This window comes from Rhizobium sp. N731 (genome assembly GCF_001664145.1).
In the GTDB taxonomy this organism is placed as follows: domain Bacteria; phylum Pseudomonadota; class Alphaproteobacteria; order Rhizobiales; family Rhizobiaceae; genus Rhizobium; species Rhizobium esperanzae.
In genome coordinates this window covers 447,517-474,227 of sequence record NZ_CP013606.1, presented here as the reverse complement: position 1 = coordinate 474,227, position 26,711 = coordinate 447,517, and the positions used below count along the sequence as shown (strand labels likewise).

24 protein-coding genes are annotated in these 26,711 nt (G+C 63.4%); 16 read left to right on the top strand and 8 right to left on the bottom strand.

Annotated elements, in window-relative coordinates; genetic code table 11:
- Positions 1-2 precede the first annotated feature (2 nt).
- Complete coding sequence (locus tag AMK02_RS29690; RefSeq protein ID WP_064808754.1) at positions 3-866, top strand: class I SAM-dependent methyltransferase; 864 nt, start codon at positions 3-5, stop codon at positions 864-866.
- 259 nt (positions 867-1,125) lie between these two features.
- Here AMK02_RS29690 and AMK02_RS29685 read toward each other — a convergent pair whose 3' ends face one another.
- The 4 genes from AMK02_RS29685 to AMK02_RS29670 are packed head-to-tail and all read right to left on the bottom strand — an operon-like array spanning position 1,126 to position 6,145.
- On the bottom strand, positions 1,126-1,659 hold the full coding sequence (locus AMK02_RS29685; RefSeq protein WP_064808752.1) for a sarcosine oxidase subunit gamma family protein: 534 nt from the start codon (positions 1,657-1,659) through the stop codon (positions 1,126-1,128).
- Entirely contained in the window at positions 1,652-4,603 is a 2,952-nt protein-coding gene (locus tag AMK02_RS29680) for a sarcosine oxidase subunit alpha family protein (RefSeq protein WP_064808750.1), read from the bottom strand. Before AMK02_RS29680 ends, AMK02_RS29685 begins: the two co-directional genes overlap by 8 nt.
- A complete protein-coding gene (locus AMK02_RS29675) occupies positions 4,600-4,881 on the bottom strand; it encodes a sarcosine oxidase subunit delta (protein ID WP_064808748.1) in 282 nt (93 codons plus the stop codon). The genes AMK02_RS29680 and AMK02_RS29675 overlap by 4 nt, the downstream gene beginning before the upstream one ends.
- 13 nt (positions 4,882-4,894) lie before the next feature.
- The gene (locus AMK02_RS29670; protein ID WP_064808746.1) at positions 4,895-6,145 is read right to left on the bottom strand and encodes a sarcosine oxidase subunit beta family protein; all 1,251 of its coding nucleotides are present in this window, start codon (positions 6,143-6,145) and stop codon (positions 4,895-4,897) included.
- An 86-nt stretch (positions 6,146-6,231) separates the two neighbouring features.
- Here AMK02_RS29670 and AMK02_RS29665 point away from each other — a divergent pair, with 86 nt between their 5' ends.
- The 10 genes from AMK02_RS29665 to minE all read left to right on the top strand — a co-directional run bounded on the left by AMK02_RS29665 (position 6,232) and on the right by minE (position 15,531).
- Entirely contained in the window at positions 6,232-7,191 is a 960-nt protein-coding gene (locus AMK02_RS29665; protein ID WP_064808744.1) for a GlxA family transcriptional regulator, read from the top strand.
- Positions 7,192-7,261: 70 nt separating this feature from the next.
- A complete protein-coding gene (locus tag AMK02_RS29660) occupies positions 7,262-7,945 on the top strand; it encodes a helix-turn-helix domain-containing protein (protein WP_064808742.1) in 684 nt (227 codons plus the stop codon).
- 89 nt (positions 7,946-8,034) lie between these two features.
- Positions 8,035-8,940, top strand: a complete 906-nt coding sequence (locus tag AMK02_RS29655; RefSeq protein ID WP_064808741.1) for a class II glutamine amidotransferase — start codon at positions 8,035-8,037, stop codon at positions 8,938-8,940.
- A gap of 58 nt (positions 8,941-8,998) precedes the next feature.
- On the top strand, positions 8,999-9,685 hold the full coding sequence (locus AMK02_RS29650; RefSeq protein ID WP_064808739.1) for a GXGXG domain-containing protein: 687 nt from the start codon (positions 8,999-9,001) through the stop codon (positions 9,683-9,685).
- 14 nt (positions 9,686-9,699) lie between these two features.
- Positions 9,700-11,028, top strand: coding sequence for an FMN-binding glutamate synthase family protein (locus AMK02_RS29645; RefSeq protein WP_064808737.1), 1,329 nt, complete (start codon positions 9,700-9,702; stop codon positions 11,026-11,028).
- A 79-nt stretch (positions 11,029-11,107) separates the two neighbouring features.
- Positions 11,108-12,415 (top strand): type III glutamate--ammonia ligase, encoded by a 1,308-nt coding sequence (glnT, locus tag AMK02_RS29640; RefSeq protein WP_064808735.1) that lies wholly within the window; start codon positions 11,108-11,110, stop codon positions 12,413-12,415.
- Positions 12,416-12,517: 102 nt separating this feature from the next.
- A complete protein-coding gene (gene purU / locus AMK02_RS29635; protein ID WP_064808733.1) occupies positions 12,518-13,402 on the top strand; it encodes a formyltetrahydrofolate deformylase in 885 nt (294 codons plus the stop codon).
- Between the two features lie 254 nt (positions 13,403-13,656).
- Positions 13,657-14,379 carry a septum site-determining protein MinC gene (minC, locus tag AMK02_RS29630; protein WP_064808871.1) on the top strand — a complete coding sequence of 241 codons (723 nt, stop codon included), beginning with the start codon at positions 13,657-13,659 and terminating at the stop codon, positions 14,377-14,379.
- Between the two features lie 79 nt (positions 14,380-14,458).
- Complete coding sequence (gene minD, locus AMK02_RS29625) at positions 14,459-15,274, top strand: septum site-determining protein MinD (RefSeq protein ID WP_064808731.1); 816 nt, start codon at positions 14,459-14,461, stop codon at positions 15,272-15,274.
- Positions 15,271-15,531: a cell division topological specificity factor MinE gene (minE, locus tag AMK02_RS29620; protein ID WP_064808730.1), complete on the top strand. Its 261-nt coding sequence runs from the start codon at positions 15,271-15,273 to the stop codon at positions 15,529-15,531. Before minD ends, minE begins: the two co-directional genes overlap by 4 nt.
- A 260-nt stretch (positions 15,532-15,791) precedes the next feature.
- Here the strand turns inward: minE and AMK02_RS29615 are convergent, their stop codons facing one another.
- On the bottom strand, positions 15,792-16,823 hold the full coding sequence (locus AMK02_RS29615; RefSeq protein WP_064808728.1) for an aldo/keto reductase: 1,032 nt from the start codon (positions 16,821-16,823) through the stop codon (positions 15,792-15,794).
- A 224-nt stretch (positions 16,824-17,047) separates the two neighbouring features.
- Positions 17,048-18,316 carry a flavin monoamine oxidase family protein gene (locus AMK02_RS29610; protein WP_064808726.1) on the bottom strand — a complete coding sequence of 423 codons (1,269 nt, stop codon included), beginning with the start codon at positions 18,314-18,316 and terminating at the stop codon, positions 17,048-17,050.
- Positions 18,317-18,434: 118 nt separating this feature from the next.
- Between AMK02_RS29610 and AMK02_RS29605 the strand changes: the two genes are divergently transcribed.
- The 5 genes from AMK02_RS29605 to AMK02_RS29585 all read left to right on the top strand — a co-directional run bounded on the left by AMK02_RS29605 (position 18,435) and on the right by AMK02_RS29585 (position 22,732).
- Positions 18,435-19,415, top strand: a complete 981-nt coding sequence (locus tag AMK02_RS29605) for a 3'-5' exonuclease (RefSeq protein WP_064808724.1) — start codon at positions 18,435-18,437, stop codon at positions 19,413-19,415.
- Positions 19,416-19,577: 162 nt separating this feature from the next.
- Entirely contained in the window at positions 19,578-19,724 is a 147-nt protein-coding gene (locus tag AMK02_RS29600; RefSeq protein ID WP_011428254.1) for a DUF1127 domain-containing protein, read from the top strand.
- 543 nt (positions 19,725-20,267) lie between these two features.
- A complete protein-coding gene (kduI, locus tag AMK02_RS29595) occupies positions 20,268-21,104 on the top strand; it encodes a 5-dehydro-4-deoxy-D-glucuronate isomerase (RefSeq protein ID WP_064808722.1) in 837 nt (278 codons plus the stop codon).
- A complete protein-coding gene (gene kduD, locus AMK02_RS29590) occupies positions 21,101-21,865 on the top strand; it encodes a 2-dehydro-3-deoxy-D-gluconate 5-dehydrogenase KduD (RefSeq protein WP_269465936.1) in 765 nt (254 codons plus the stop codon). The genes kduI and kduD overlap by 4 nt, the downstream gene beginning before the upstream one ends.
- Before the next feature lie 123 nt (positions 21,866-21,988).
- Positions 21,989-22,732, top strand: a complete 744-nt coding sequence (locus tag AMK02_RS29585) for a FadR/GntR family transcriptional regulator (RefSeq protein WP_064808720.1) — start codon at positions 21,989-21,991, stop codon at positions 22,730-22,732.
- 4 nt (positions 22,733-22,736) lie between these two features.
- Here the strand turns inward: AMK02_RS29585 and AMK02_RS29580 are convergent, their stop codons facing one another.
- Together AMK02_RS29580 and AMK02_RS29575 are read right to left on the bottom strand one after the other, a co-directional pair.
- The gene (locus tag AMK02_RS29580) at positions 22,737-26,018 is read right to left on the bottom strand and encodes a GH36-type glycosyl hydrolase domain-containing protein (protein WP_064808867.1); all 3,282 of its coding nucleotides are present in this window, start codon (positions 26,016-26,018) and stop codon (positions 22,737-22,739) included.
- Positions 26,019-26,217: 199 nt separating this feature from the next.
- Complete coding sequence (locus AMK02_RS29575; RefSeq protein ID WP_064808718.1) at positions 26,218-26,706, bottom strand: hypothetical protein; 489 nt, start codon at positions 26,704-26,706, stop codon at positions 26,218-26,220.
- Positions 26,707-26,711 lie beyond the last annotated feature (5 nt).

Below are 26,711 nucleotides of genomic sequence, written 5' to 3'. Positions count from 1 at the left end.
TCGTGGCAGAGGAAAATTTTTATCAGGTAGCCGACTGGAATGGCCAAAGCGGGGAGCGCTGGGTCGCCAACCAGGCTCGGCTCGACGCCATGCTGGCGGTGTTCGGCCAGGCCGCGATCGAAGCCGCCGCGCCCGCCATAGGCGAACGCGTGCTGGACGTCGGCTGCGGCGCGGGGGCGTCTACTCTGGATTTGGCCGCCCGCGTCGGCGCGGGGGGCCAAGTGCTGGGCGTGGACATATCCGAACCGCTGATCGGCAGAGCGCGCGCGTTAGCACCGCAGGATACGCCGGCCCTGTTCCAGGTGGCCGACGCCAGCAGCGCCGAACTGCCCGAGGGCGCGTTCGACATCTTGTTCTCGCGTTTCGGCGTGATGTTCTTTGACAACCCGACAGGGGCGTTCGCCCATATGCGCCGTGCGCTCAAGCCGGGCGGGCGGGTTGCTTTCGTCTGCTGGCGCGGCATGGCCGAGAACGATTGGGTGCGCTTGCCGATGGGCGCGATCAAGGGCATCCTCCCGCCGACCGCGCCGCCCGATCCCGAAGCGCCCGGCCCGTTCTCGTTCGGCGACCGGGGGAGGGTGGCGCGTATCCTGACGGCGGCTGGCTTCACCGATATCGCTATCGCGCCATTCGATGCCTCCATCCCATTCGGCGAGGGAAGGACGCGGGACGCGGCAATCGACGACGCGGTTGAGATGACACTCGAGGTCGGCCCGCTGTCGCGCGCGCTCGCTGATCAGCCAGACGACATCCGCGCCCGCGCCTCGGCCGCGGTTCGTGCCGCCTTCGCGGACCGCCCCGGCGAGCGGTCGGTGATGATCGACGGCGCGGCATGGATCGTCACGGCGCGCAAGGCGGCAAGCTGACGGGGATTGACCGGCATTATGGCCCTCAATATGCCACAGCAAGCGCCGCGGGCAGAGCCATGTTCGCGACCTCGCGATTGGAGAAAAAGAGCAGCAACGACGCCGATCGCCTGAGTAAATATCTCGCGCGCTTCAGTCTTAGATTCGAAGACATCAAGAAACCGGGATAAGGGCTATTGCTGCGCGCGCGACTGCCGATCATCTCTTTCCATTGAGGCGACAAACATTGGCGGTTGACGGCAAGGATAGTCTTTACGCGCTATCCTTCAGCGCCCGCCGCCATATGCTTAAGCTCGTCCCAGAGGCTTTCGGCGAAGCTGCGCAGGACCGTGAGCTCGAAGCTGTCATCGCCGGTGCGGGCGATCTGTACGGAGATATGGCCGATCATCGTCATCGCCGAACTGTTTTCCTGAAAGACGGCGGGGTCGAGATCGACGGCGGTGCCCTTTGAAAGAAGCAGGCGCGCAGACCGGCCGGAAATGCCGATGCGGACACGGCCGTGGCTCTGATCCATGACGAAGGCTTTTCCGGCAAGCGCTGCTGTGAGAGTTTCAAGACCTGCGGATGAAAGCGGCGCGTCGCCGGCGACGAACCATTGCCGGAAACCGGCCTGACGGATCGAACTTTCCGCAAAGCCCGCCTTCGTCAGTTCAGCGGCAAGCGCCGCTGGCTCACTTCCGCCGAGCACATGCAGCAGATGGCCTTCCGGCAAGGCTTCCAGCCGGATGCCGGGTCCCGTTACGTTATGTGCCGTGCCGGCGAGAACCGGTCTATGCTGGGGAAGATCAGGCATGGAGCTTCTCGCTTTCGGGATCGATGAAGACGGGATGGCAGAGCACCGCTTCGGTGAATTCATTGCGCAGGCCGTTCCAGACCGTCACCTTTTCGCCGATGCGCTCAGGCCCGCGCCGGACCAGCGCCAGGCCGATCGTATGGCCGAGGCTCGGTGAAAAGGCGCTCGAGGTGACATAGCCCTGGTCGTTTTCCAGCGTCGCCGCGGCGCCCTCGGCAAGGATATGCGAGCCGGTGCGGAAGCCGCTTGCCGGGTTGAGCGGCTTGACGCCGACGAGGCGCGGCCGCTCGGGATCCTGCAGGCCTTCGCGGGCGAGCATCGCCTTGCCGATGAAATCCGGCTTGGTCGATGACACAATGCGGCCGAAGCCGAGATCACCCGGGGTGACCGTGCCGTTGATCTCGGCGTGGGTGACATGGCCCTTCTCGATGCGCAGGACGCCGAGCGCTTCGGCGCCGTAGGCGCAGATGCCGTGTTTTTCGCCGGCGGCCATGATGGCGTCGGCAACGCTTTCGCCGTAGCCGGCCGGCACCGCCAGCTCGTAGGCGCGTTCGCCGGAGAAGGAGATGCGGAACAGCCGGCCTTCGAGACGGCCGCCGAACAGCGAAATCTCGCGGGCGCTCATGAAGGGGAAGGCGGCATCGGAGATATCCTCGTCGACGATCTCGGCGAGGATGGCGCGGGACTTCGGCCCGGCAACGGCCATCTGCGCCCATTGGTCGGTCGAGGAGGCGAAGCAGACGTCGAGCTCCGGCCAGAGTGTCTGGGCGCAGAATTCGAGATGGGTCAGCACGCCGGCGGCAAGCGCCGTCGTCGTGGTCATGAAGAAATGCTCGTCGCTGAAGCGGCTGGTCGTGCCGTCGTCATAGATGAAGCCGTCCTCGCGCAGCATGATGCCGTAACGCGCCTTGCCGACGGCAAGCTTGGCGAAGCCGTTGCAATAGACCCGGTCGAGGAAGGTCGCGGCATCACGGCCGAAGATTTCGATCTTGCCGAGCGTCGAGACGTCGCAGAGGCCGGCATTTTTACGGATATTCAGCACTTCGCGGTCGACGCTTTCGCGCCACGTCGCCTCGCCCGCGCGCGGAAACCAGGAGGAGCGATACCAGAGGCCGGTTTCGACGAAGACCGCGCCGTTCTTCTCAGCCCAGCCATGCAGCGGCGATTTGCGCGCCGGCTGGAAATCCTTGCCGCGCGATGCCCCGGTCAAGGCGCCGAAGGAGACCGGCGTATAGAAGGGCCGGAAGGTCGTCGTACCCACCTCGGCGGGCGACACGCCACGCGCTTCGGCCAGGATGCCGATGGCGTTGATGTTGGAAAGTTTGCCCTGGTCGGTCGCCATGCCTGATGTCGTGTAGCGCTTGGCAAGCTCGACATGGCCGTAGCCCTCGCGCACGGCAAGACCGAGATCTTTGAGATGCACGTCGTTCTGGTAATCAACGAAAGCCTTGCCCTTCGAGCCTTTGACCGACCAGAGCGGCTTCGTGCGCTGAGCCGTCTCGGCGGCTAAGGCAAAGGCCGGTTCCGCTGCAAAGCCGATTGCCTGCAATGCGGCGGCAGCCTTCGCCGCGCCATCGCCGAGGCAGGCCGTGGTCTGCGCAGGGCTGGCGGCCGCGCCGGCAACGGCGAGGCCGTCCTGTGATGCCGGCGCCAGAAATGCCGAAGACTCCTGCGACCATTGCGGCTTGCCGCCGCGATGGCAGGCCAGATGAATGACCGGGCTCCAGCCGCCCGACATGGCGAGCGCATCCGCGTCGATCCGGCGAATGCCGCCTGCGGTCTCGATGTTGACGCCGCGCAGGCGCTTGCCGCCCTCTGCGTCGATGACCCGGGCGCCCCGCAGAACCTCGGCGCGGCCCTGCCAGTTCTTGCCGCCATCGGCGCGGCTGTCGACGATCGCGGCAACTCGAAGGCCGGCGGCTTCGAGGTCGGCGGCGGTGTCATATGCAGTATCGTTGGTGGTGAAGATCACCGTGCTTTGGCCTGGCGCCACCGCCTGCCGATTGAGATAGCTGCGCATGGCGCCTGCCATCATCACGCCGGGAATATCGTTGCCGCCGAAGACGAGCGGCCGCTCCTCGGCTCCCGTCGCCAGAAGCGCCTGGCGGGCGACGATGCGCCACAATCGTTCGACGGGGCGCTCGGGATCGGGAAGCGCCACATGCTTCTGCACACGTTCGACCGCGCCGAAAACATTGTCGTCGTACCAGCCGAACACGGTCATGCGCGGCAGGCGGCGCACATTCGCCAGCCCTTCGAGTTCGGCCAGCAGCTCGCCGAGAAGAGCGTCCGCCGGCTTGCCGTCGACGGCGCCGCGGGCAAGCAGACTGCCACCGAGTTCGGAGCCTTCGTCGGCGATAATGACGCGCGCGCCGGCGCGTCCCGCCGTCAGCGCTGCGGCAAGACCGGCAGGGCCCGCGCCGATCACCAGCAGGTCGCAATGCGCCCAGCATTTCTCATAGATATCGGGATCGGCTTCGTAGGAGGCGCGGCCGAGGCCCGCCGCCTTGCGAATCACCGGCTCATAGAGCTTTTCCCAGAGGGCCGCCGGCCACATGAAGGTCTTGTAGTAGAAACCGGCGCTGAGGAAAGGGGAGAGCAGGCCGTTGACGGCGCCGACATCGAAACCGAGCGACGGCCAGCGGTTCTGGCTCTTGGCCGTCAGCCCCTGGTAAAGCTCGATCATCGTCGCGCGCGTGTTCGGTTCGGTGCGCCCGCCGCTGCCTGTCGTCACCAGCGCGTTCGGTTCGGCGGCCCCCGCCGTCAGAATGCCGCGCGGGCGGTGATATTTGAAGCTGCGACCGACGAGCTGGATACCGTTGGCCAGCAGCGCCGAGGCGAGCGTATCGCCCGGATGGCCTTCCAGCGCCTTGCCGTCGAAGGTGAAGCCGAGTGTCGCGGCCCGGTCGATGCGGCCGCCGGAGGAAAGACGGAAACTCGTCATGCCGGTTCTCCGCCGAGCTTGGCAAGGGCGGCATCCCTGACGCCATGGACCTTATGGGTGACGGTATCGCGTTCGACGATCAGCCACCGGCGGCATCCGGAGGAATGGTGCCAGTATTCGCTGTGCCGGCCCTTCGGATTGTCGCGCAGATAGACATAGTCGTACCAGGCATCCTGACCGGCATCCGGCGCCGGCCGGACCAGGTTCGCGTCGCCGCGGATCGAGAATTCCTCCTTGGGCCGGACGCCGCAATGGGGACAGGAAATCAGGCTTGCCATCGTCTAAATATCCTCAGTGCAGATTGGGCTGGGCGCCGACGCCCTTTTCATCGATCGGATGGCCGCGCGCGAAACGGTCGAGCCGGAAGGCGCGCGCCGTCTGATGCGGCGTGTTGCGGGCGATCAGATGGGCGTAGCAGAAGCCGGAGGCGGGCGTGGCCTTGAAGCCGCCGTAACACCAGCCGGCGTTGAGATAGAGATTATCGATATGGGTGCGGTCGATGATCGGCGATCCGTCCATACTCATGTCCATCACCCCACCCCAGGAGCGCAGGTAGCGTACGCGCGACAGGGACGGGATCATTGCAACCCCGGCCTCGGCGACATGTTCGACCGAAGCCAGATTGCCGCGCTGGGCATAGGAATTATAGCCGTCGATATCGCCGCCGAAGACGAGGCCGCCCTTGTCGGACTGGGAGACGTAGAAATGCCCGGCGCCGAAGGTGACGACATTGTCGATGAAGGGCTTCAGCCCTTCGGAGACGAAGGCCTGCAGCACATGGCTTTCGATCGGCAGGCGGAGGCCGGCCATATCGGCGACGACGGTGGAATTGCCGGCGGCTGCCAGCGCCAGCTTGCCGCAGCCGATGAAGCCCCTGCTGGTCTCGACGCCGGTCACCCGACCGTTTTCGCGGCGGATGCCGGTGACTTCGCACTGGGTGATGATGTCGACGCCGCGGCTGTCTGCGCCGCGGGCATAACCCCAGGCGACCGCATCGTGGCGCACCGTGCCGCCGCGCGGCTGGTACAAACCACCCATGACCGGGAAACGGGCATTGTCGAAATCGAGGAAGGGCAGTTTTGTGCGCACCGCCTGCCGGTCGAGCAGCTCGGCATCGACGCCGTGCAGCCGCATGGCATTGCCGCGGCGCGTATAGGCGTCTCGCTGCGCATCGGAATGGAAGAGGTTGAGCACGCCGCGCTGCGAGACCATGGCGTTGAAGTTGAAGTCCTGCTCCAGGCCTTCCCAGAGCTTCATCGACAGCTCGTAGAAGGGATTGTTGCCGGGCAGCAGGTAGTTCGAACGGATGATCGTGGTGTTCCGGCCGATATTGCCGGAGCCGAGATAACCCTTTTCGAGAACGGCGACATTGGTGATGCCGAACTCCTTGGCGAGATAATAAGCCGTCGCGAGGCCGTGGCCGCCGCCGCCGACAATGACGACATCATAATGCGGCTTCGGCGCGGGGTCGCGCCAGGCAGGCGCCCAGCCTTTGTTGCCGCGAAGGCCGTTCAGGAAAATCGAAAGAGCGGAATAGCGCATGGGTCACCCGGAAAGAACAGCGGCATGATGCCAGAAAGAAGCGGCCTGACTTGCACAATAGGGACATGAATCGCTAAGAACGGGACATGTCTTCACTTGATAGCAGAAACGTCCAGACGATTGGCTTCATTCTGATTCCGGGATTTGCGCTGATGTCCTATGCCTCGGCGACGGAGCCGCTGCGGGCGGCAAATCTTCTGGCCGGACGCGAGATCTATCGTGTCTCCACCTATTCGCCGGACGGCACGCCGGCCCTTTCCTCCTCCGGCGTCAGCGTGCCCGCCGAACCGCTTCCCATGCGGGGATCGGGTCTTGGTACCGCCTTCGTCTGCGCTGGCGGCCTGCCTCGGGACTGGCGATATCCCGGCGTGCTTGCCTGCCTGAGGCAGCTGTCGCGCGAAGGCATGCGGATCGGCGGCATTTCCGGCGGCCCCTATCTGATGGCCGCCGCCGGTCTGCTTGCCGGCCGCGATTTCACCATCCACTGGGAATATGCGGCTGCCCTGCTCGAAACCTTCCCGGACCTCACGCCGCGCCAGGCACGCTTCATGATCGACGGCAGTAGAATCACCTGCGGCGGCGGTATCTCGGCGCTCGATATGATGCATGTGCTGATCGCCGAGCGCATGGGGCCGGATTTCGCCCGCCGCGTCAGCGACTGGTATCTCCACACGGAGGTCAACGAACCCGCCGCGCCGCAGCGCGCCTCGCTCGCCGAGCGCTACGGCGTCCACCACCCCGGCCTGCTCAACGTTCTCGAACGGATGGAGGAGACGATCGAGATGCCGCTCGGGCGCACCGCCATGGCGCGCATCGCCGGCGTCACTCCCCGCCATCTCGATCGGCTTTTTTCCGCCCATCTCGGCACGACCTTTCTCGATCAATACCACAGGATCAGGCTGCAGCATGCCCATCGCCTGCTGAAACAGAGCCCGCTTTCCGTCTCGGAGATCGCCGTCGCCACCGGCTTTTCCAGTCTGAGCCATTTTTCCCGGCTGTTCCGTGCCGTCTATGGTGTGGCTCCGCGCGAGGCGCGGCGGGAATAGGCTTTCCTCACGGTTGAGCAAATTTCACTATGGCGATAGGGTTGCCTCTGAATGAAATCGAAGGCGAGCCATGAAATCCAAGCGAGCAACGGCAGATCAACCGGAACAGGCGCATGGCGGGCGCACTCCTTTTTCCCAGGACCCGCACGCCGTTCGGGAGCCGAAGGAAAACAATCTCGAAATGGCCATCGGCCATGAGGTGCGCGCCTACCGCAAGAAACTCGGGATTACGGTCACCGATCTTGCGGCCGCGACGGGCATTTCGCTCGGCATGCTGTCGAAGATCGAGAACGGCAACATTTCGCCGTCGCTGACGACGCTGCAATCACTGTCGCGGGCGCTCGGCGTGCCGCTGACCGCTTTCTTCAGGCGCTATGAGGAACCGCGCAATGCCGTTTTCGTCAAGGCGGGCGAGGGCATCGAGCTCGAACGGCGCGGCACGCGCGCCGGCCATCAATATAATCTGCTCGGCCATATCGACAACAATTCGAGCGGCGTCATCGTCGAGCCCTATCTCATCACGCTGACGGCCGATTCCGACGTCTTCCCGACGTTTCAGCACGAAGGCATGGAGTTCCTCTACATGCTCGAAGGCGAGGTCGTTTACCGCCATGGCGATCAGCTTTTCCAGATGCAGCCGGGCGACAGCCTGTTCTTCGATGCCGATGCGCCGCATGGGCCGGAGCAACTGGTGAAACTGCCGAGCCGCTACCTCTCTATCATCAGCTATCCCCAGCAGAGCACCAGGGGCTGACTTGCCTTAAAAGAAAAATTTATTCCCCTCAGTTGAAGTCCGCAGTCAGACCTGTTAGTCCTTTCTCAACTCGAAAGGAGGCACAGGCTATGTGCGGCATCGTTGGACTTTTCCTCAAGGACAAGAGCCTTGAGCCTCAGCTGGGGAATCTGCTCTCGGACATGCTGATCACCATGACCGACCGCGGGCCGGACTCGGCCGGCATCGCGATCTATGGCGGCTCCGCAGAGGGCAGAGCGAAGGTGACGATCCAGTCCGCCAATCCTGGTGTCGACTTCGAGGGCCTCGCGGACGACCTCGAGAAGGCGGGCATCAAAGCCCATGTGTGGATTAAGAGTACGCACGCCGTCCTCGAGCTTGATGTCTCCAAGCTTGGCGCCGTGCGCGAGGCGCTCGAACAGATCCGGCCGACAGTGCGTCTGATGGGCTCCGGCGAAAGCGTCGAAATCTATAAGGAGATCGGCCTTCCGAAAGACGTGGTCGCGCGCTTCGACGTGCGCGCCATGGGTGGCACCCACGGCATCGGCCACACGCGTATGGCGACTGAATCCGCCGTCACCACGCTCGGCGCCCATCCGTTCTCGACCGGCGCCGACCAGTGCCTCGTGCACAACGGCTCGCTGTCCAACCACAACAACCTGCGTCGCGAACTCATCCGCGAAGGCATGAGCTTCGAGACGCAGAACGATTCCGAAGTCGCCGCCGCCTATCTGACGGCCGAAATGGCCAAGGGCAAGGATCTCGGCCAGGCGCTGACCGGCGCACTCGACGATCTCGACGGGTTCTTCACCTTCGTCGTCGGCACCAAGTCCGGCTTCGGCGTGGTGCGCGATCCGATCGCCTGCAAGCCCGCCGTCATGGCCGAGACCGAGCAATATGTCGCCTTCGGTTCGGAATACCGCGCACTGGTCCACCTTCCCGGCATCGAAAATGCCCGCGTCTGGGAGCCGGAGCCGGCGACTGTTTATTTCTGGGATCACGACAAGGCCGCCTGAGGGGCGCCCCGAAAGCCAGGAGCCGGCTGAAACCGTCTCCCAGATCAACGAGGAACCAATGCCCACATTCGATCTTTCCAACACCCCTCTTCGCGAGCTGAACAGCGCGCTGCATGCCCTTTCCAAAGGCGCCAACGACACCGCATTCGAAGTCATCAACCCGCGCGGCAGCCATGCCGTCGCCGTCGGCATCGACAGCCCCGTCACGGTCGCCGTTAGAGGCTCGGTCGGCTATTACTGCGCCGGCATGAATGACGGCGGCACCATTACGGTTCATGGCTCGGCCGGTCCGGGCGTTGCCGAAAACATGATGTCCGGCACCGTCGTCATCGAGGGCGACGCCAGCCAATATGCCGGCGCCACCGGCCGGGGCGGCCTGCTCGTCATCAAGGGCAATGCAGCCTCGCGCTGCGGCATTTCGATGAAGGGCATCGACATCGTCGTTCATGGCAGCATCGGCCACATGTCGGCCTTCATGGGCCAGTCCGGCCATCTGGTCGTGCTCGGCGATGCCGGCGATGCGCTGGGGGATTCGCTCTACGAAGCCAAGCTGTTCGTCCGCGGCGAGGTAAAGAGTCTCGGCTCCGACTGCATCGAGAAGGAGATGCGGCCGGAGCATCTGGAGAAGCTTGCCGAGCTGCTCGACAAGGCCGGGGTCACGGACGTCAGGCCCGAAGAGTTCAAGCGCTACGGCTCGGCCCGCAAGCTCTACAATTTCAACATCGACAACGCCGACGCGTATTGAGGCGAGGGACATCCATGAGCTATCACAACCCCTATACCCCGCCCCGCAAGTCCGCGACCTTCGACGACTATACGCTGGCCGAAATCCGCCGCGCGGCGGCCACCGGCATCTACGACATCCGCGGCGCCGGCACCAAGCGCAAGGTGCCGCATTTCGACGATCTGCTGTTTCTCGGCGCCTCGATTTCGCGCTATCCGCTCGAAGGCTATCGGGAGAAGTGCGACACGACTGTTGTGCTCGGCTCACGCTTCGCCAAGAAACCGATCACGTTGAAGACGCCGATCACCATTGCCGGCATGAGCTTCGGCGCGCTTTCCGGCAATGCCAAGGAAGCGCTCGGCCGCGGTGCGACGATCGCAGGCACCTCAACGACCACAGGCGATGGCGGCATGACGGATGAGGAACGCGGCCATTCGCAGACACTGGTCTATCAGTACCTGCCGTCGCGCTACGGCATGAACCCTAAGGATTTGCGCCGCGCCGATGCGATCGAAGTCGTGGTCGGCCAGGGCGCCAAGCCCGGCGGCGGCGGCATGCTGCTCGGCCAGAAGATCTCCGACCGCGTCGCCAATATGCGCAACCTGCCGAAGGGCATCGACCAGCGCTCGGCCTGCCGCCATCCGGACTGGACCGGCCCCGACGATCTCGAAATCAAGATCATGGAGCTGCGCGAGATCACCGATTGGGAAAAGCCGATCTACGTCAAGGTCGGCGGCGCGCGCCCGTATTACGACACAGCCCTTGCCGTGAAGGCGGGAGCCGACGTCGTCGTGCTCGACGGCATGCAGGGCGGCACGGCGGCCACACAGGACGTCTTCATTGAGAATGTCGGCATGCCGACGCTCGCCTGCATTCGGCCGGCCGTTCAGGCGCTGCAGGACCTCGGCATGCACCGGAAGGTGCAGCTCATCGTTTCCGGCGGCATCCGCTCCGGTGCCGACGTTGCCAAGGCGCTGGCGCTCGGCGCCGATGCGGTGGCGATCGGCACGGCCGCACTTGTGGCGATCGGCGACAACGATCCCCGCTGGGAAGAGGAATATCAGAAGCTCGGCTCGACGGCCGGCGCCTATGACGACTGGCATGAAGGCAAGGATCCGGCCGGCATCACCACCCAGGACCCGGAACTGGCAAAACGCCTCGACCCGGTTGCGGCCGGCCGCCGCCTCGCCAACTACCTCAAGGTCATGACGCTTGAGGCGCAGACGATCGCACGTGCCTGCGGCAAGAACCACCTGCACAACCTCGAGCCGGAAGACCTCGTCGCACTGACGATCGAGGCATCGGCCATGGCGCAGGTGCCGCTCGCCGGCACCAACTGGATCCCCGGCAAGACCGGTTTCTAAAAATGCCCGGCCGGGCGCGTTTGGGAGGATGCGGCCGGCTTTTTCATCAAGTGTCTAAGATCAACATAAGGGGACAAATGTGACACTCGACCTCTCGCAATACGCCTCCGAAAGAGGCATCAAATATTTCATGATCAGCTACACCGACCTGTTCGGCGGCCAACGCGCCAAGCTGGTCCCTGCCGAAGCGATTGCCGACATGCAGAAGGATGGCGCCGGCTTTGCGGGCTTCGCCACATGGCTCGATCTGACGCCTGCCCATCCGGACCTGTTTGCGGTTCCCGATGCTTCCTCCGTCATCCAGCTCCCATGGAAGAAGGACGTCGCATGGGTCGCGGCCGACTGCGTCATGGACGACCGGCCTGTCGAACAGGCGCCGCGCGTGCTGCTGAAAAGACTGGTCGCCGAGGCTGCCAAAGAAGGGCTCCGGGTAAAAACCGGCGTAGAGCCCGAGTTCTTTCTGATCTCTTCTGATGGTTCGGTGATTTCGGATCAGTTCGATACCGCCGAGAAGCCTTGTTACGATCAGCAGGCAGTGATGCGCCGCTATGATGTCATCGCCGAGATTTGCGATTACATGCTCGAACTCGGCTGGAAGCCCTATCAGAACGACCACGAGGATGCGAACGGCCAATTCGAGATGAACTGGGAATATGACGATGTTCTGAAGACGGCGGACAAGCATTCCTTCTTTAAGTTCATGGTCAAGTCGGTCGCCGAGAAACACGGGCTTCGCGCCACCTTCATGCCGAAGCCCTTCATGGGCCTGACCGGAAACGGCTGCCATGCCCATATCTCGGTCTGGGACATCGACGGCAGGATCAATGCCTTCGCCGACAAGGAAATGGCCTTCGGCCTCTCCGCCCAGGGCAAGACCTTCCTCGGCGGCATCATGAAACATGCCTCCGCACTTGCCGCGATCACCAATCCGACGGTCAATTCCTACAAGCGCATCAACGCGCCGCGCACCACCTCCGGCGCCACTTGGTCGCCCAACACCGTGACCTGGACGGGCAACAACCGCACCCACATGGTGCGCGTGCCGGGGCCGGGACGGTTCGAGCTGCGGCTGCCGGACGGGGCGGTCAATCCCTATCTGCTGCAGGCGATCATTATCGCCGCCGGCCTCGACGGCATCCGCAGCCAGGCAGACCCCGGCCCGCACTACGATATCGACATGTATGCCGAGGGGCATCTGGTGAAGGACGCACCGCGCCTGCCGCTCAACCTGCTCGATGCGTTGCGCGCTTATGATGCCGACGAGGGCCTGAAGCAGGCGATCGGGGCTGAATTTTCAGCCGCCTATCTCAAGCTCAAGCATCGGGAATGGAATGCCTATTGCTCGCATTTCACCCAATGGGAACGCGACAGCACGCTCGACATCTGAGCGGCCAGACCGACGCCTTCGACGACTGCTGGCACGCCGGCCGACAAAGCCCCCGGCGTGACCGGGCCCCTCTGCGCTTGAAACGGCGAAGGAAGAGCCGACATGAAAAGCTATGTATTGACGGTATCCTGCAAATCGACGCGCGGCATCGTTGCGGCGATTTCGAGCTATCTGGCCGAGAAAGGCTGCAACATCATCGACAGCTCGCAGTTCGACGACCTCGATACCGGTAGGTTCTTCATGCGCGTCAGCTTCATTTCCGAGGAAGGACTTTCCGGTTCCGCGATCAGCGCCGATTTTGCTGCCGTCGCCGCACCCTTCGAGATGGACTATGATTTCCACGACAGCGAGAGCCGCATGAAGGTGCTGTTGATGGTGTCGCGCTTCGGCCATTGCCTCAACGACCTGCTCTACCGCTGGAAGATCGGGGCGCTGCCGATCGACATCGTCGGCGTCGTCTCCAACCATTTCGACTACCAGAAGGTCGTCGTCAATCACGACATCCCCTTCCACCACATCAAGGTGACGAAGGAGAACAAACCGCAGGCGGAAGCCCAGCTCGTCGATCTCGTCGATCAGACCGGCACCGAACTGATCGTGCTCGCCCGCTACATGCAGGTTCTCTCCGACCAGCTCTGCAAGCAGATGTCGGGCAAGATCATCAACATCCACCATTCCTTCCTGCCGAGCTTCAAGGGCGCCAACCCTTACAAGCAAGCCTATCAGCGCGGCGTCAAGCTGATCGGCGCGACCGCCCATTACGTCACCGCCGACCTCGACGAAGGCCCGATCATCGAGCAGGACACCGCCCGCATCACCCATGCGCAGTCGCCCGACGACTATGTCTCGATCGGCCGCGACGTCGAAAGCCAGGTGCTGGCGCGCGCCATCCACGCTCATATCCATCACCGCACCTTCATCAACGGCAACCGCACCGTCGTCTTCCCGGCCAGCCCCGGAAGCCACGCCTCCGAACGCATGGGGTGAGTCGGCCGAGGGTCGATCACAGGCGCCAGAAATCAGTCGAATCTTAACCAATTCCGTCGCCGCGATCGTGGCGACAGATCTTCGCTCCGACCATACGTGATGAGTATTCACATTACTGAAACCATATTTATTTTCCGATACTTCGCCTCATCATCAGCTGAATTGATCGGCCTCCCGTTAGGGAATTTCCCGTCTGCGTTAACCATTTGTTAACCATGTCAGCGGTAGACATGGTCAACGATTTCTTCACACAGATGACCAAAGTGCTAACAGACGCTCGCTCTATCCGCATCAAGGGCCGCTCCTTCCTGGCCGTCATGTTGTCCCCGGACCTTCCTTTCGATGATTGGTTGGCAAGGCTCGACGATCTGGCCTCGCGTTCGGCCGGCTTCTTCCTGGGCCGGCCCGTCGTGCTTGATGTGACAGACCTGCAGATCGACCGGCCGCAGCTCAAGGAGCTCATCGCCGAACTCGCCAAGCGCAATGTCAGTATCATGGGCATCGAGGGGGCACGGCCTTCCATTCTCGGCGCGGGCATGCCTCCGGCCCTCAAGGGCGGCCGCTCCGCTTCCGATATCGAGGTTCAGCCGAATGAGCCTGCCGGACCAGCCGGCAAACCGGCAGTGGCCGAGCCCCGCCCGGCAACGACACAATCCATCGTCATCCGGGAGCCGGTTCGCTCGGGGCAATCGGTGATCTTTCCGGAAGGCGACGTCACAATCATCGGCTCGGTCGCTTCGGGCGCCGAAGTCATCGCCGGTGGGTCGGTCCACATCTACGGCGCGTTGCGCGGCCGCGCCATGGCCGGATCCATCGGAAACGCATCGGCGCGCATCTTCTGCCGCAAGCTCGAAGCCGAGCTGGTGGCAATCGACGGCATCTACAAAATGGCGGAAGACATGGCCCCCAATCTTCGCGGACAGGCTGTTCAGCTCTGGCTCGAAGAGGATGCGATCATGGCGGAAAAACTGATCTGACGACAGCGCAGCGTCTTTAAGAGACGCGTGAAGGACGCTTAGCACTTTGAATTACTGCGGCACGGCAAAGGAGAGAGAAATGGGGAAAGTGATCGTCGTCACGTCAGGCAAGGGCGGGGTCGGAAAGACGACCTCGACCGCCGCATTGGGAGCGGCGCTGGCGCAACGCAATGAAAAAGTCGTCGTCGTCGATTTCGACGTCGGCCTGCGCAATCTCGACCTCGTGATGGGCGCCGAGCGCCGGGTCGTCTACGACCTGATCAACGTCATTCAGGGCGACGCCAAGCTGACCCAGGCGCTGATCCGCGACAAGCGGCTGGAAACGCTGTTCCTGCTGCCGGCGTCGCAGACGCGCGACAAGGACAATCTGACGGCCGAGGGCGTCGAGCGCGTCATCACCGACCTGAAGCGCTATTTCGACTGGATCATCTGCGACAGCCCCGCCGGCATCGAACGCGGCGCAACGCTTGCCATGCGCCATGCCGACGTCGCCGTCGTCGTCACCAATCCGGAAGTTTCGTCTGTGCGTGATTCCGATCGCATCATCGGCCTGCTCGATGCCAAGACCGCCAAGGCCGAACGCGGCGAGCGGATGGAAAAGCACCTGTTGCTCACCCGCTACGACGCCAACCGCGCCGAGCGCGGCGACATGCTCAAGGTCGACGATGTGCTGGAAATCCTCTCCATCCCGCTTCTCGGCATCGTACCGGAAAGCATGGATGTGCTGCGCGCCTCCAACGTCGGCGCGCCGGTCACGCTGGCCGAAAGCCGCAGCCCGGCCGCCATGGCCTATTTCGATGCCGCCCGCCGGCTCGCCGGCGAAACCCTGCCGATCGCGATCCCCGAGGAAAAGCGGAATATCTTCGGCAAGATCTTCGGAAGGAGAGCGGCATGAGCATTTTCCGTCTCTTCAACAGGCAGCGCACAGCGCCGGCCGCCCGCGAACGCCTCCAGGTGCTCCTCGCCCACGAGCGCTCCTCGGCTGGATCGGACCTTGTCTCTCTGCTGCGCGAAGAAATCCTTGCGGTCATCGCCAAACACGTCGAGCTCGATCACGACAAGGTGCAGGTGACGATCGATCGCAACGAGTTTGTCTCGACCCTGGAGATCGACGTCGAAATCCCGCTGAACGCTGCCGTGCAGGCGGCCTGAGGGTAACGACACGCTTCTCTCGTTGCCTTTGAAAATGCGAAAGCCGCCACGGAACATGGCAGCTCAGTTTGATGGCAACCTTGCTCTCCCCGACGTCATCCTCGGCCTTGTGCCGAGGATCTGCTGCCCTATCGACCGGGGGCAGATGCTCGGGACAAGCCCGAGGATGACGAAATGAAGGGTCGGCCGACCTTGTCAGCAGTCTGAGCCGCCATGGAAACCATGGCGGCTTCTTGCGTCGGCCTGCCCTGCCGGAAGGCTCAGCGGCCGCCCTCGATCTTGCGGTGGCGCTGCGCAATCCCGCCTTTGCCATAGGGATAATCGAGCGGCTGCGGCGCGCTGACCTCATTGAGCTTGGCCATCTCCTCGCTGGAGAGCGCGACCTTCATCGCACCCAGATTGTCGGCGAGCTGCTCGGGCGTGCGGGCGCCGAGAATGACCGAGGTGACGGCCGGCTGCGCCGCCGTCCAGGCGAGCGCCACCTGCGCCATGCTGACGCCGCGGACCTTGGCGATATCCTCGACGGCCGCGATGATCGCCCAGGTGCGTTCCTGGGCGTTGCGCGGCGCATAGGATTCGCTGCCGCGATTGGGGTTCTCGCCGAGACGGGTGGCGCCGGTCGGCATCTCATCGCGCTTGTATTTGCCGGTCAGCCAGCCGCCGCCGAGCGGCGACCAGGGTAAGAGGCCCATGCCGGCGTCCTGGCAGGCCGCGACGATTTCGAGCTCGATATCGCGCGCCAGAAGGCTGTATTGCGGCTGCAGCGTCACCGGACGCGTATAGCCGCGCGCCTTGGCAATCTCCGAAGCCTTGGCGATGTGCCAGCCGACATAGTTGGAGAAGCCGTAATAGCCGATCTTGCCCGAGGAAATCGCATCGTCGAGGAAGCGCAGCGTCTCTTCGATCGGAGTCAGCGCGTCCCAGGCGTGCATCTGGTAGAGGTCGATCTGTTCGAGACCGAGGCGGCGCAGCGAATCGTCGAGCGCCTGGCCGAGATGCCGGCGCGAAAGGCCGATCTCGTTGGGGCCGTTGCCCATCGGAAAACGCCCTTTGGTGGCGACGATCGCCTGGCGGGCCTCGGTCGGTCGCGCCTTCAACCAGCGTCCGATGATCTCTTCCGACTTGCCGGCGCTGTAGACGTCGGCGGTGTCGATGAAATTGCCGCCCCATGCGAAATAATCGTCGAGCAGCTTGTGCGAGGCCGCTTCGTCGGCTTCCGCGCCAAAGGTCATGGTGCCGAGGCAATAGGCGGTGACGACGGTCCCGCTCGGACCGAGCTTGCGATAATCCATGTCTTCCTCCTCATGCGGATACCCGCGGCCGACGCGGAAAGTCGTCGGGGTAGAAGCCGGGGCTCCTGCAATCAATGACAATATCGTGCTTGAAGCGGCCTCTGCCGCTGGATGAGGTACAGCGCCCCAGGCTGGGTAGCGCGGGGGCGAGGGCAGAATAACCAATCCCGTCCGTGCGACAAGTGGGAAAAAATATTTCCGCCTGCCGTCGCGGCCGGCAGCCGTTATGGATTTCTCGACGACGCGCCGGCGATCCGGTCGGCTGCGGCAACACCGGTCTCGTAGGCGCCATGCGCCGTCGAATAACGCGAGCGCGAACAGGCTTCGCCGGCAAAGAAGATCCGCGCGTCATGCGGTTCGGCGAGGACGGTGCGCAGATCGGAGGCGCCGGCTTGCGCGTAGGAATAGGAGCCGCCGATATGAGGCATCGCGGCCCAGGTCGAGATTGCCGCCACCGATAAGTGCTTGCGGATGTCGGTGCCGAATTGTGCCGCCAGCTCATCCGCGGCGAAAGAAAAGGCAGCCTCTGCTCCCATCCGCTCCAGATCATGCGCGAGATCGCCGGCGAAATAGGCCTCGACAACGGGAGCGCCGAACGGCCGCAGTTGATAGGTGCCGGTCGCGCCGCGACTGGTCGAGCCGAGCATATGCGTATCCGCCGGCAGCGCCTCCGGATCGGCGACGCTGAGGAAGAGCTTATCGGCGAGCCCCAGGGGCAACCGAGCTGCGGCTTCGATCTTGTCGGGTAGGGGAGGATCGAAGGCGATCCTGCCGGTGGCAAGCATATTTGTCGACACGGTGACGAGCACAGTGTGGGCGGTGATCGTTCCCTGGTTCGTCTCGATGCTGATACGGCCGGCATGGCGGTGATCGACGCGCTTTGCTTCGACGCGGAGCCTTGACCGAACCGGCGCGCCATAGAGCGCGATCAATGTTCCGTAGCCCTGCCGGACACGCCAGTCGGGACCGGCGCCGGGATCATATCTCTTGTAGTCGACGATCGACGAGCGCTCCAATTCGGCGCCGGTGATGTAAGTGCCGATCGCCCGGATCTGGCCGTTCCAGCGACCGCCGGGCTGGAGCTTTGCTGCCAGGTCGCTATCGTTGCCTTCATGGCTTTCGAGGCGTTCGAAATAGGCGCCGATCGCCTGCTGCGCGGCCTGGATCTCCGCATCATCCCGCTGAAGCCGCCGGCCGCCGTTCCAGGGCGCCGGCGAGCGGTCGACCGTCAGTCCGACCTCACCGGCAATCGCCGTCCAGGCATTGGTCCGCGCCCCGTGCAGCCAGCCGCAACCGAGATCGAAACCGAGATCGCCGGCTCCAGGCAGCCCGACCGTCCAGGCCCTCCCACCGAGACGGTCGCCGGCTTCGAGCAGGAGGACGGAAAGGCCGGGACGGATTGCCATCAGGCGGCGGGCTGCGGCAATACCGGCAGCGCCGGCGCCGATGATGACGACGTCTTCGTCGGCGTCCTTGATGTCGTCACGAGGCATGGTCTCTCCTTCCGCCGCTGACACTCAGCTAAACTTTCCTGTCCATGAAAGGCAAGGGGCTGGGCATAGCGCGCCGCGGGCGATGGATTCGCCCGCGCCTCCGTGACATACAAAGTCGATGAGCGTGCACAGAGATTCGCAACTCGACATGTTTGCCAAGGCATCGCCCGCAATGGCCGAAGCACGCGGCCCGGCGCGCCGGCGGCCGTCACCGCCGGCGGCCCGCTCCGATGAAGACATGGCGCGGGCGCTGGAGGAGAGCGGCAACTACCGCATCCTGAGAAAACTCACTGCCCGGCCGGTCGCGGCAGCGAGGCAGCCGGGTTTCTCGCGGCTCGGCGTCATCCTCGACACGGAGACGACGGGCCTCAGCCACCGCAGCGACGAGATCATCGAAATCGGCGCCGTCGCCTTCACCTTCAACGATGGCGGCGCGGTCGGCGATGTGGTCGGCATCTATGGCGGCCTGCAGCAGCCCTCCAGGCCGATCCCGCCCGACATCACCAGGCTGACCGGGATTACCGACGCCATGGTCGAAGGACAGCTCATCGACATGCCGTCGCTGAGTGCCCTGATCGAACCGGCGGACCTCATCATTGCCCACAATGCCGGGTTCGACCGGCCGTTCTGCGAGGCCTTCTCGCCCATCTTCGCCGGCAAGGCCTGGGCGTGCTCGGTTTCGGAGATCGACTGGAGCGCCCGCGGTTTCGAGGGCACGAAGCTCGGTTATCTCGTCGGCCAGGCCGGTTATTTCCACGATGGCCACCGCGCGGTGGACGACTGCCACGCGCTCCTGGAGATCCTCGATCGCGGGCGAGGCGACGGTGAAAGCCCCTTCGCCGAGCTTTACCGCGCCAGCCAACGCTGCCGCATCCGCATTTTTGCCGAACACAGCCCGTTCGAGATGAAGGATCACCTGAAGGCAAGGGGCTACCGCTGGTCTGATGGAAGCGATGGCCGCCTGAAATCCTGGTGGATCGAAGTGGGCGAAGACGATCTCGGGGACGAGCTTTCCTATCTGCGTTCGGAAATCTACCGGTGGAAGGAGGCCGATCCGCCGATCGTCCGGCTGACGGCCTTCGATCGCTTCAAGGCCTGACTCCGGCCGCCGCCGTCAGAACCCATGCATTTGCCGCATAGGTGCAGTGAAGCATTGGCGCTGCAACAACCGAGGGTCCCGTATTATATCAAGCGCATCGAAGCAAACGAGGCGCCAAGGACTGGCAGCTAGGCTTCGAAAGCCCACGGAAAGGGGATCATCATGAACGTAGCACGCTCTTTCAACAATTGGCGCAAGTACCGTCAGACGGTCGCTGAACTGGGCCGTATGTCCACGCGCGAACTGGACGACCTCGGCATCGGCCGCGGCGACATCCGCAACGTTGCGCGCGCAGCCATCGCCCGCTAACAGCCAGACAGACCACCATTTTGAGATTTGCCCAGCGCCTGCTTGCTCCTGAGCGGGCGCTTTGCTTTTTGCGCTTGCCCGCCAGAGGGCGAGCTGCCCGCTTTTCGCATAACGCATAGCTGCCCTGCAAAGAAATGCCTATCATCTGAGCAGGAAATAAGTATGATTATTTCCATCGAAGCGATGCACCTCCTCCCGCATCCCTTCGAACATGCAGGCGCCCCATCCTCCTCCCAGGGTCGCTTGCGGGAACGGCAGCACTCCTCCTCCCAGCTGTCGTTCGGTTTTTATCGAAAGCCTGCCGCACCTCCTCCCGCGGCAGGCTTTTTTTCGTTTTGGCCGAGGAATGTCCGGGCGCGCCGAACACAGCCGCTTGCGATCGCTTCACGTCTGCTCAGCCGAGTCCCGGACAAACCTGTTGACACCAAACTTGTCGTACAACTATGTAACCAGACGGATACCGCCGCCGCGGAAGACGCCTGATGGACCGGCTTGCGCAATAGCGACGATGCGTGACGACAACGAAGCTGAAGGAAAACTGACATGCAGATCGACGTGAGGCACGCCTCCCATCCCGAGGCCGTGCGCGAATACGACACCGAAACTCTGCGGCGTCACTTTCTGGTCGAGACCGTTTTCGCAGGCGGCGAGATCCGGCTGACATATTCCCATTACGACCGGATGGTCATCGGCGGCGCCACGCCGCTTGGCTCTGCGCTGACGCTGACGGCGCCGACGGCGATCGGCCAGGAAACCTTCCTCGCCGAGCGTGAACTCGGCGCCCTGAACATCGGCGGTGCGGGCCGCATCATCGTCGACGGCACGAGCTACGACCTTGCCAAATATGATTGCCTCTACGCGGGCAAGGGCGCCAAGGACATCCGGTTTGAAAGCGCCGATGCCGCCAATCCGGCAAAATTCTATCTCGTCTCGACGCCGGCGCACCAAACGCACCCTACCGTGCTGCTCACCCGCGAAAAGGCGCGCCACCTGACGCCGGGCGAAGCGGCGACGGCCAACAAGCGCTCGATCTACCAGTTCATCCACCCCGAGGTCTGCCAGTCCTGCCAGCTCACCCTCGGCTTCACCATGATCGAGCCGGGCAGCGTCTGGAACACCATGCCGGCCCATACGCATGACCGGCGCATGGAAGCCTATCTCTATTTCGACCTCGACGCCGACCAGCGTGTCTTCCATTTCATGGGCGAGCCGCAGCAGACCCGACATATGCTCGTCGCCAACGAACAGGCAGTCATTTCTCCCCCCTGGTCGATCCATTCGGGCGCCGGCACCAAGAATTATAGCTTCATCTGGGCGATGGCCGGCGACAACAAGAGCTTCACCGACATGGATCATATCGCCATTGCGGATCTGAGGTGAGCACCGTGGCAAATCCCTTCGACCTCTCCGGCAGGACCGCCGTCGTCACCGGCGCCAATACCGGCATCGGCCAGGCCATCGCCGCCGCCTTGGCCGAGGCCGGTGCATCGATCGTCGCGGTCGGGCGCTCCTCGATGGAGGAAACCGAGGCGCTGGTGCAGCAGGCGGGAAGCCGCTTCCATGTCATCAAGGCCGATCTCGGCACCATCGAGCCGGTCAAGGGGATCGTCGCTGAGACGATCCAGACCTTCGGCGGCCTCGACATTCTCGTCAACAATGCCGGCATCATCCGCCGTGCCGATGCGCTCGACTTCACCGAGGAAGACTGGGATGCAGTGATCGACGTCAATCTGAAGACGGCCTTCTTCCTGTCGCAGGCCGCCGGCCGCCACATGGTCGAGAAGGGCAGGGGCAAGATCATCAACATCGCCTCCCTGCTCTCCTTCCAGGGCGGCATCCGCATCCCGTCCTATACCGCCTCGAAAAGCGGTCTGGCCGGACTGACGAAGCTGCTTGCCTGCGAATGGGCCGGCAAGGGCGTCAACGTCAACGCCATCGCGCCGGGTTATTTCGTCACCAACAACACGACGGCACTGCGCGAGGATGCCGACCGCAACGCCGCCATCCTGGCCCGTATTCCGGCGGGGCGCTGGGGAACGCCGTCCGAACTTGGCGGTGCCGCCGTGTTCCTGGCATCGCCCGCATCCGATTACGTGCACGGGACGGTGCTGCCGGTCGACGGCGGTTGGCTGGCGCGGTGATCGCTTCACCGACTGACGAAGCACAGAGTCTCGGCTCGCGTCGTTTTTGCCTTTCCGGCCGGCATGCGCTAGCAAAGCATAGCGGCCGGCGCAGCCGCCCCGATAGGCAGGATTTGACAAGGGATGACGGACAAGGACAACGCGCTCTTCAGCACCATTCGCCAGCCCTCGAACCTGCGCAGCGGCCTTGCCGATACGCTGACGGCGCAGATCGAATCCGGCGACCTGAAGCCGGGCCAGCGCCTGCCCACCGAACAGGCGATCATGGCGGCGACCGGCGTCAGCCGCACGATCGTGCGCGAGGCGCTCGCTACCCTGCGCGCCAAAGGACTGATTACCACGCACCAGGGCCTCGGGGCTTTCGTCTCGGACGATCCGACACCGAGATCCTTCTCCATCATTCCCAACGATCTGCAGTCGATCGATGAGGTTCTGCGGGTGCTGGAACTGCGCATGGGGGTCGAATATGAGGCGGCCGGTCTGGCCGCGCTGCGGCGCACGCCGGAAGATATCGACCGCATGCAGGACCGTCTCGATGCTCTCGACAGGGCGCTCGAAGAAGGCGGATACGGCGCAGAGGAGGATTACGCCTTCCATAGGTCGATCCTGGTCGCGACGCAGAATTCCTACTACGGCCGCCTCTTCGACACCTTCGGCAACCTCATGGTGCCGCGGCAATGGGCGCGCTTGGACAAGATGACGGCTGCGGAGCGCAAGCGCCATGCCGCCCGCATGCGCAGGGAACACCACGCCATATTCACGGCGATCCGCGACGGCAACGAAGCGGCCGCGCGGCGTGCCATCCGAACTCACCTGTCGAAAAGCACGGCGCGATTTGAAGAACTGCGCGAAGCCAGCACTTCGTGAGCGGTTACACCTTCGGCTTCCTCAGCCGCCGCCAGGCGGCGTGATCCGTCTGCAGATTGACGGCGGCATGCGCCGCACGCAGGAGCGGTTTGCGCCTGCGCCGGCCGAAGCGTCGTTTGAAGCCCAGGATATTTTCGACGAAACTCCTGGTGTAGAGGCCAGGTCCGCTCGAATAGATGCGCCATCCACCGTCGACGGCGATCTTTCCGGTCTTGGCGCGCGCCCAATGCTCCGCCGCCTGATAACGGTCATGGAAAGCCGCGTCGCTGCTGCTGAAATAGGTGTTGCGCTGGCGCAGTGAAGCATGCGGCAAGGCCGTCGTGACGGCGATCGGATTGACGACGGCGATCGCCTTCCACAGCTCCTCCGCCGAAGCCTCCAGCGCCAGCGTTTCGCAATAGCGCAGATGCGCATGTACATACATCAGCCCGATCTCGCGGCCGAAGAAGGACGAAGATTCGGCTCGGCGAAACAGCGTTTCGGGCCCACCGGAGTAGGTCGCCGGCTTTTCCATCAGCCGCACGCCGTCAGGGAAGAGCAGATGCTCTTCGATCAGCCGCATGTGATGCCGCCTCTGCGCCGGCGTGAACAGCTTGCCGAGCATGGCCTGCGTCATCGAGATCAGCGAGAACGAAAGACCGGTGCGTATGTCGCTCGGATGAAGCAGCAATTCGACGCCGTCATGGGCCGGATCGAAGATGCCATAGCCGGCAATGACGCCGTCGCGCACGAGATGGCGGTTGAAATCCCGGCGCATCGCGGTTGCTATCTTCCGCAAGGCCTTTGCCTTGCCGCCGTGGCCGCGGCGGCGCAGGATGGCGGAATAACGGACGATCTGCTCATAGAGCAGGGCGACGGTCCAGCTGCTGACCATCCAGTCGCGCAGATGCGGATCGGCCGGCTGCAGCGAATCGTTCCAGTCTCCCTCGCCATAGCGGATCAGATGCGTTCCCGGGATGAACTGTGTGCGGACAGTATCGAGCAGCTTCTCGACATGGGTCGCGATGGCATCGGTCTCGGGCGCCTTCTGCATGGTCTTTTCGTCACGCCAGGAGACCTTCTCGTCGAGAATGCCAAGATCACCGGTCGCCTCGATGTAGTCGCAGAGCGCCTTCAGCGGCCAGACGATGACGTCGCCGTGACTGTCGCCCGCGCGAATGTTGGCATAGGGCTCCAGCATGAACCATTGCGGCCAGTCTCCTCCTTCCAGATATTGCTCACCGAAGACGGTCTTCACGACCTCCCTGGCTTCGCGGTCGTGCTCATAGGCGAGCAGGAATTCGATCGGCCCCTGGCAGGCATCGCGCGTCCCCCAGGCCGCACCCGTATATTGTTCCAGGCCGTGCGGCACGCTCAGATGGACGATGGCGTCATGCGCGAGCCAGGGCAGGAGGGTCGCCTGGGCAGCGAGATCGGGCGAAGGACTGTCGATGCTCATGCCGCGCACGACGTTACGCCAGAATGCCGATGCCGGCGCAAGCATGGCCTCATCGGTGAGGCCGCTCTCGTAACGGCTCGCCAGCCGTTCAGCTTCTTCGGCATCGGTCATCGAGCCGACGACGGCAAAGGAGAGCGCCCGCGTCGGCCGGGACTTGAGCGCGATGAACGCGCCGTTGCGCGCAACGCCATCGGCATACAGCAGCTCGTCGCCGCCGATCTCGTCGATGGCCTCGGGCGTCGAACTCACCAGCCAGTAGACGGCATCGGGATAACGCTCGCCCCAGAGCCAGGCCGGGTCCGGCCGGAAAGAGATGCGTTTGCGGCCGGGATCGAATTCGATCTGCCCGCCGGCGTCATATTCGCGCTCCCCGAGCACGACGTGGCCAAACACCAGGAAGCGGCACGGCCTGCCCTCCACCGACACGCTCCACTGCATTGCCGCCTCCTCGCCGGAAGCGACCGCCGTGATAATGATCCTGCGCTCCGGGCACTCGTAGATCCAGCGGCAGTCGTTCAGTCCCATCTCAAAAGCCGATGGCACTGCCAGAAGCTGCCAGCCCGCGCCGAGATCGGCCATGATGCGCAGTCCGCTGGCGCGCGTCAGATTGTAGGGATCGCGGGACACCGAAAAGAGCTTGTGGAAGGATGTATTGCCGATCGTCAGCTGCGCGGCGAAAATCCCCTGCATCCAGCAGCTGGCGGCAAGGGTGGAATCGTCGAGCAGCATGTTTTGACCGCTTCGCACGATGGCGCCATGGCGCCGCGCGACGATGAGTTCCTTGTCGCGCAGAACGACGTGGCGGTTGAGAACGCCGTCCGGCACGAAAAATGAAAGAAGCTTTCCGTGCGCGCGCTCTTCGAGGCTCCGCTCCGGATAGAGCTTTCGGATCGCCTTCAGGTCCAGCGCCTCGGCCTCCAGCAGGGGCGCATCCTGGAGCAGGCTGCGAAGGGCCGCAGCCGTCTCGGGATCGGCGGCTGCACTTTCCGGCACCTCGATATCCTCGAGCCGCGAAAGGTCGGCATCGCCTGACGCCTCGGGATGATCGGCGGCGAACAGAGCAAAGAAACTCGCGGTCGCACCGCTTGCCGGTACGGAGAAGGATTTCGACTGAATGGCCGGACAGGCCGTCTCCTGCTGCTGCCGTTCGCTCGGAAGGCTGGTGCCGAAGCGACCGACCAGCAGGTCGCCCTGTCGGTGCTTCGCCTGCACCAGCTGGATCGCGTCCGTGGCATAGGCGACCGCGCCATCGAAGCACCCCTGGACGAGCCAGGGATTGCGGGCGCCCGGCTGCTTGAGATTTTGCCGGTTCATGACAACAGGGCCGTATGTCTCGTGATCGGCGATATGGTGATCGACATATTGCGAAGCATAGGCTTCGCTGTTCATCAGGAAACCGCGATCGCCGAGACCGACGTCCTGGATCAGCACCAGATCCACCGGCAGCGTTCCCTTCCTCGGATGCTTGAGCGAGACGCGCCAGAACCAAGCGGTTTCGGTAGCATGAAGCTCGAGGCGGACGGTGTAGCTGATATCGCCGGCCTTGCCGCTCCAGGAAAAGCTCGTCGCGTCGTGCCCGAAGCGGCCGTCGGCGCGAGGGCCGACGATCTCGATGACATCAGGCTTGCCGCCGCCGATGCGCAGGTAGAGGCGGCTGATGCCGCCGTAGAGCGGCGAGCCCTGGATCTGATTGATCTGCACCACCCCCTTCTCGTCTGCATATTCGATGGCAAACAGCGTGCCGTTCGGCAAAGCCGATATCGACAGGCCGGAACCGTTGCTGATCGCAAGGAGACCCAGCTCTTGGCGTCGTGGCATTTGCAAACTGCGCTTGAGGTTCCGGGCCATAAAGATCTCGTCGATTGATATCAGAGGGGAATCAAAGGATGGCGCAAAAAGATTGAGAGAAATCTTACCGGTGACGGGAAGATCGACAAGGTGCCGCGACTGATGAACGCACATCAGAGCGCTACCGAAACTCGCCTAAAGCGGAACAGATTCAGGCAGAGTGGAACAGGAAACGAAAAATATCACAGTGTGCAGATGGCTATCGCCACTTCTCGATGAGAAATCCAGACAGTCCCTTAAGGGGATCCGTATCGGGCAGGGGCACTGACGAGATTTTCGCCAACATTTCGGTCGAAGCAGCCGAAGTCTGAATGTCGGCATGCTGCCCCTTGGGATAAGCCCCGATGACCTCGAACTCCGACGTGCAGCCGAGGTTTTGGTGCCCGGTTCCGGCTGGAAGCACCAGACAGTCTCCCGCCGCGACTTCGAACGCTCGACCGCCGGGACCGCCGATCAGCAGTGTGGCGCTGCCACGTGCAATGCCCAGCACTTCATGAGCGCCGGAATGGTAGTGCTGATAATCGAAGACACCGTTCGTCCAGATGCCGGTCCAACCATTTGTCGCGAAGCGACTTTTGAAATCACGAGGTCCCCCGTCAGCAAAGACATCCCGGTAAAGCAATACGGGAAGGCGCGGGTTGTTCGGAACCCAGTCGCTCTCATCGAAAATAATCGTCTCGGTGTTCATGCTGA

What these genes read in the sequence shown, in the direction of transcription:
- minE (WP_064808730.1), top strand. Translation starts at nt 15,271, where the DNA reads ATGAGCATTTTCCGTCTCTTCAACAGGCAGCGCACAGCGCCGGCCGCC.
- minC (WP_064808871.1), top strand. Translation starts at nt 13,657, where the DNA reads ATGACCAAAGTGCTAACAGACGCTCGCTCTATCCGCATCAAGGGCCGC.
- AMK02_RS29610 (WP_064808726.1), bottom strand. Translation starts at nt 18,316, where the DNA reads ATGCCTCGTGACGACATCAAGGACGCCGACGAAGACGTCGTCATCATC.
- AMK02_RS29600 (WP_011428254.1), top strand. Translation starts at nt 19,578, where the DNA reads ATGAACGTAGCACGCTCTTTCAACAATTGGCGCAAGTACCGTCAGACG.
- AMK02_RS29575 (WP_064808718.1), bottom strand. Translation starts at nt 26,706, where the DNA reads ATGAACACCGAGACGATTATTTTCGATGAGAGCGACTGGGTTCCGAAC.
- AMK02_RS29660 (WP_064808742.1), top strand. Translation starts at nt 7,262, where the DNA reads ATGAAATCCAAGCGAGCAACGGCAGATCAACCGGAACAGGCGCATGGC.
- AMK02_RS29615 (WP_064808728.1), bottom strand. Translation starts at nt 16,823, where the DNA reads ATGGATTATCGCAAGCTCGGTCCGAGCGGGACCGTCGTCACCGCCTAT.
- purU (WP_064808733.1), top strand. Translation starts at nt 12,518, where the DNA reads ATGAAAAGCTATGTATTGACGGTATCCTGCAAATCGACGCGCGGCATC.
- AMK02_RS29655 (WP_064808741.1), top strand. Translation starts at nt 8,035, where the DNA reads ATGTGCGGCATCGTTGGACTTTTCCTCAAGGACAAGAGCCTTGAGCCT.
- AMK02_RS29680 (WP_064808750.1), bottom strand. Translation starts at nt 4,603, where the DNA reads ATGACGAGTTTCCGTCTTTCCTCCGGCGGCCGCATCGACCGGGCCGCG.
- AMK02_RS29675 (WP_064808748.1), bottom strand. Translation starts at nt 4,881, where the DNA reads ATGGCAAGCCTGATTTCCTGTCCCCATTGCGGCGTCCGGCCCAAGGAG.
- AMK02_RS29685 (WP_064808752.1), bottom strand. Translation starts at nt 1,659, where the DNA reads ATGCCTGATCTTCCCCAGCATAGACCGGTTCTCGCCGGCACGGCACAT.
- AMK02_RS29670 (WP_064808746.1), bottom strand. Translation starts at nt 6,145, where the DNA reads ATGCGCTATTCCGCTCTTTCGATTTTCCTGAACGGCCTTCGCGGCAAC.
- AMK02_RS29580 (WP_064808867.1), bottom strand. Translation starts at nt 26,018, where the DNA reads ATGGCCCGGAACCTCAAGCGCAGTTTGCAAATGCCACGACGCCAAGAG.
- minD (WP_064808731.1), top strand. Translation starts at nt 14,459, where the DNA reads ATGGGGAAAGTGATCGTCGTCACGTCAGGCAAGGGCGGGGTCGGAAAG.
- AMK02_RS29645 (WP_064808737.1), top strand. Translation starts at nt 9,700, where the DNA reads ATGAGCTATCACAACCCCTATACCCCGCCCCGCAAGTCCGCGACCTTC.
- kduI (WP_064808722.1), top strand. Translation starts at nt 20,268, where the DNA reads ATGCAGATCGACGTGAGGCACGCCTCCCATCCCGAGGCCGTGCGCGAA.
- AMK02_RS29650 (WP_064808739.1), top strand. Translation starts at nt 8,999, where the DNA reads ATGCCCACATTCGATCTTTCCAACACCCCTCTTCGCGAGCTGAACAGC.
- AMK02_RS29665 (WP_064808744.1), top strand. Translation starts at nt 6,232, where the DNA reads ATGTCTTCACTTGATAGCAGAAACGTCCAGACGATTGGCTTCATTCTG.
- AMK02_RS29605 (WP_064808724.1), top strand. Translation starts at nt 18,435, where the DNA reads ATGAGCGTGCACAGAGATTCGCAACTCGACATGTTTGCCAAGGCATCG.
- AMK02_RS29585 (WP_064808720.1), top strand. Translation starts at nt 21,989, where the DNA reads ATGACGGACAAGGACAACGCGCTCTTCAGCACCATTCGCCAGCCCTCG.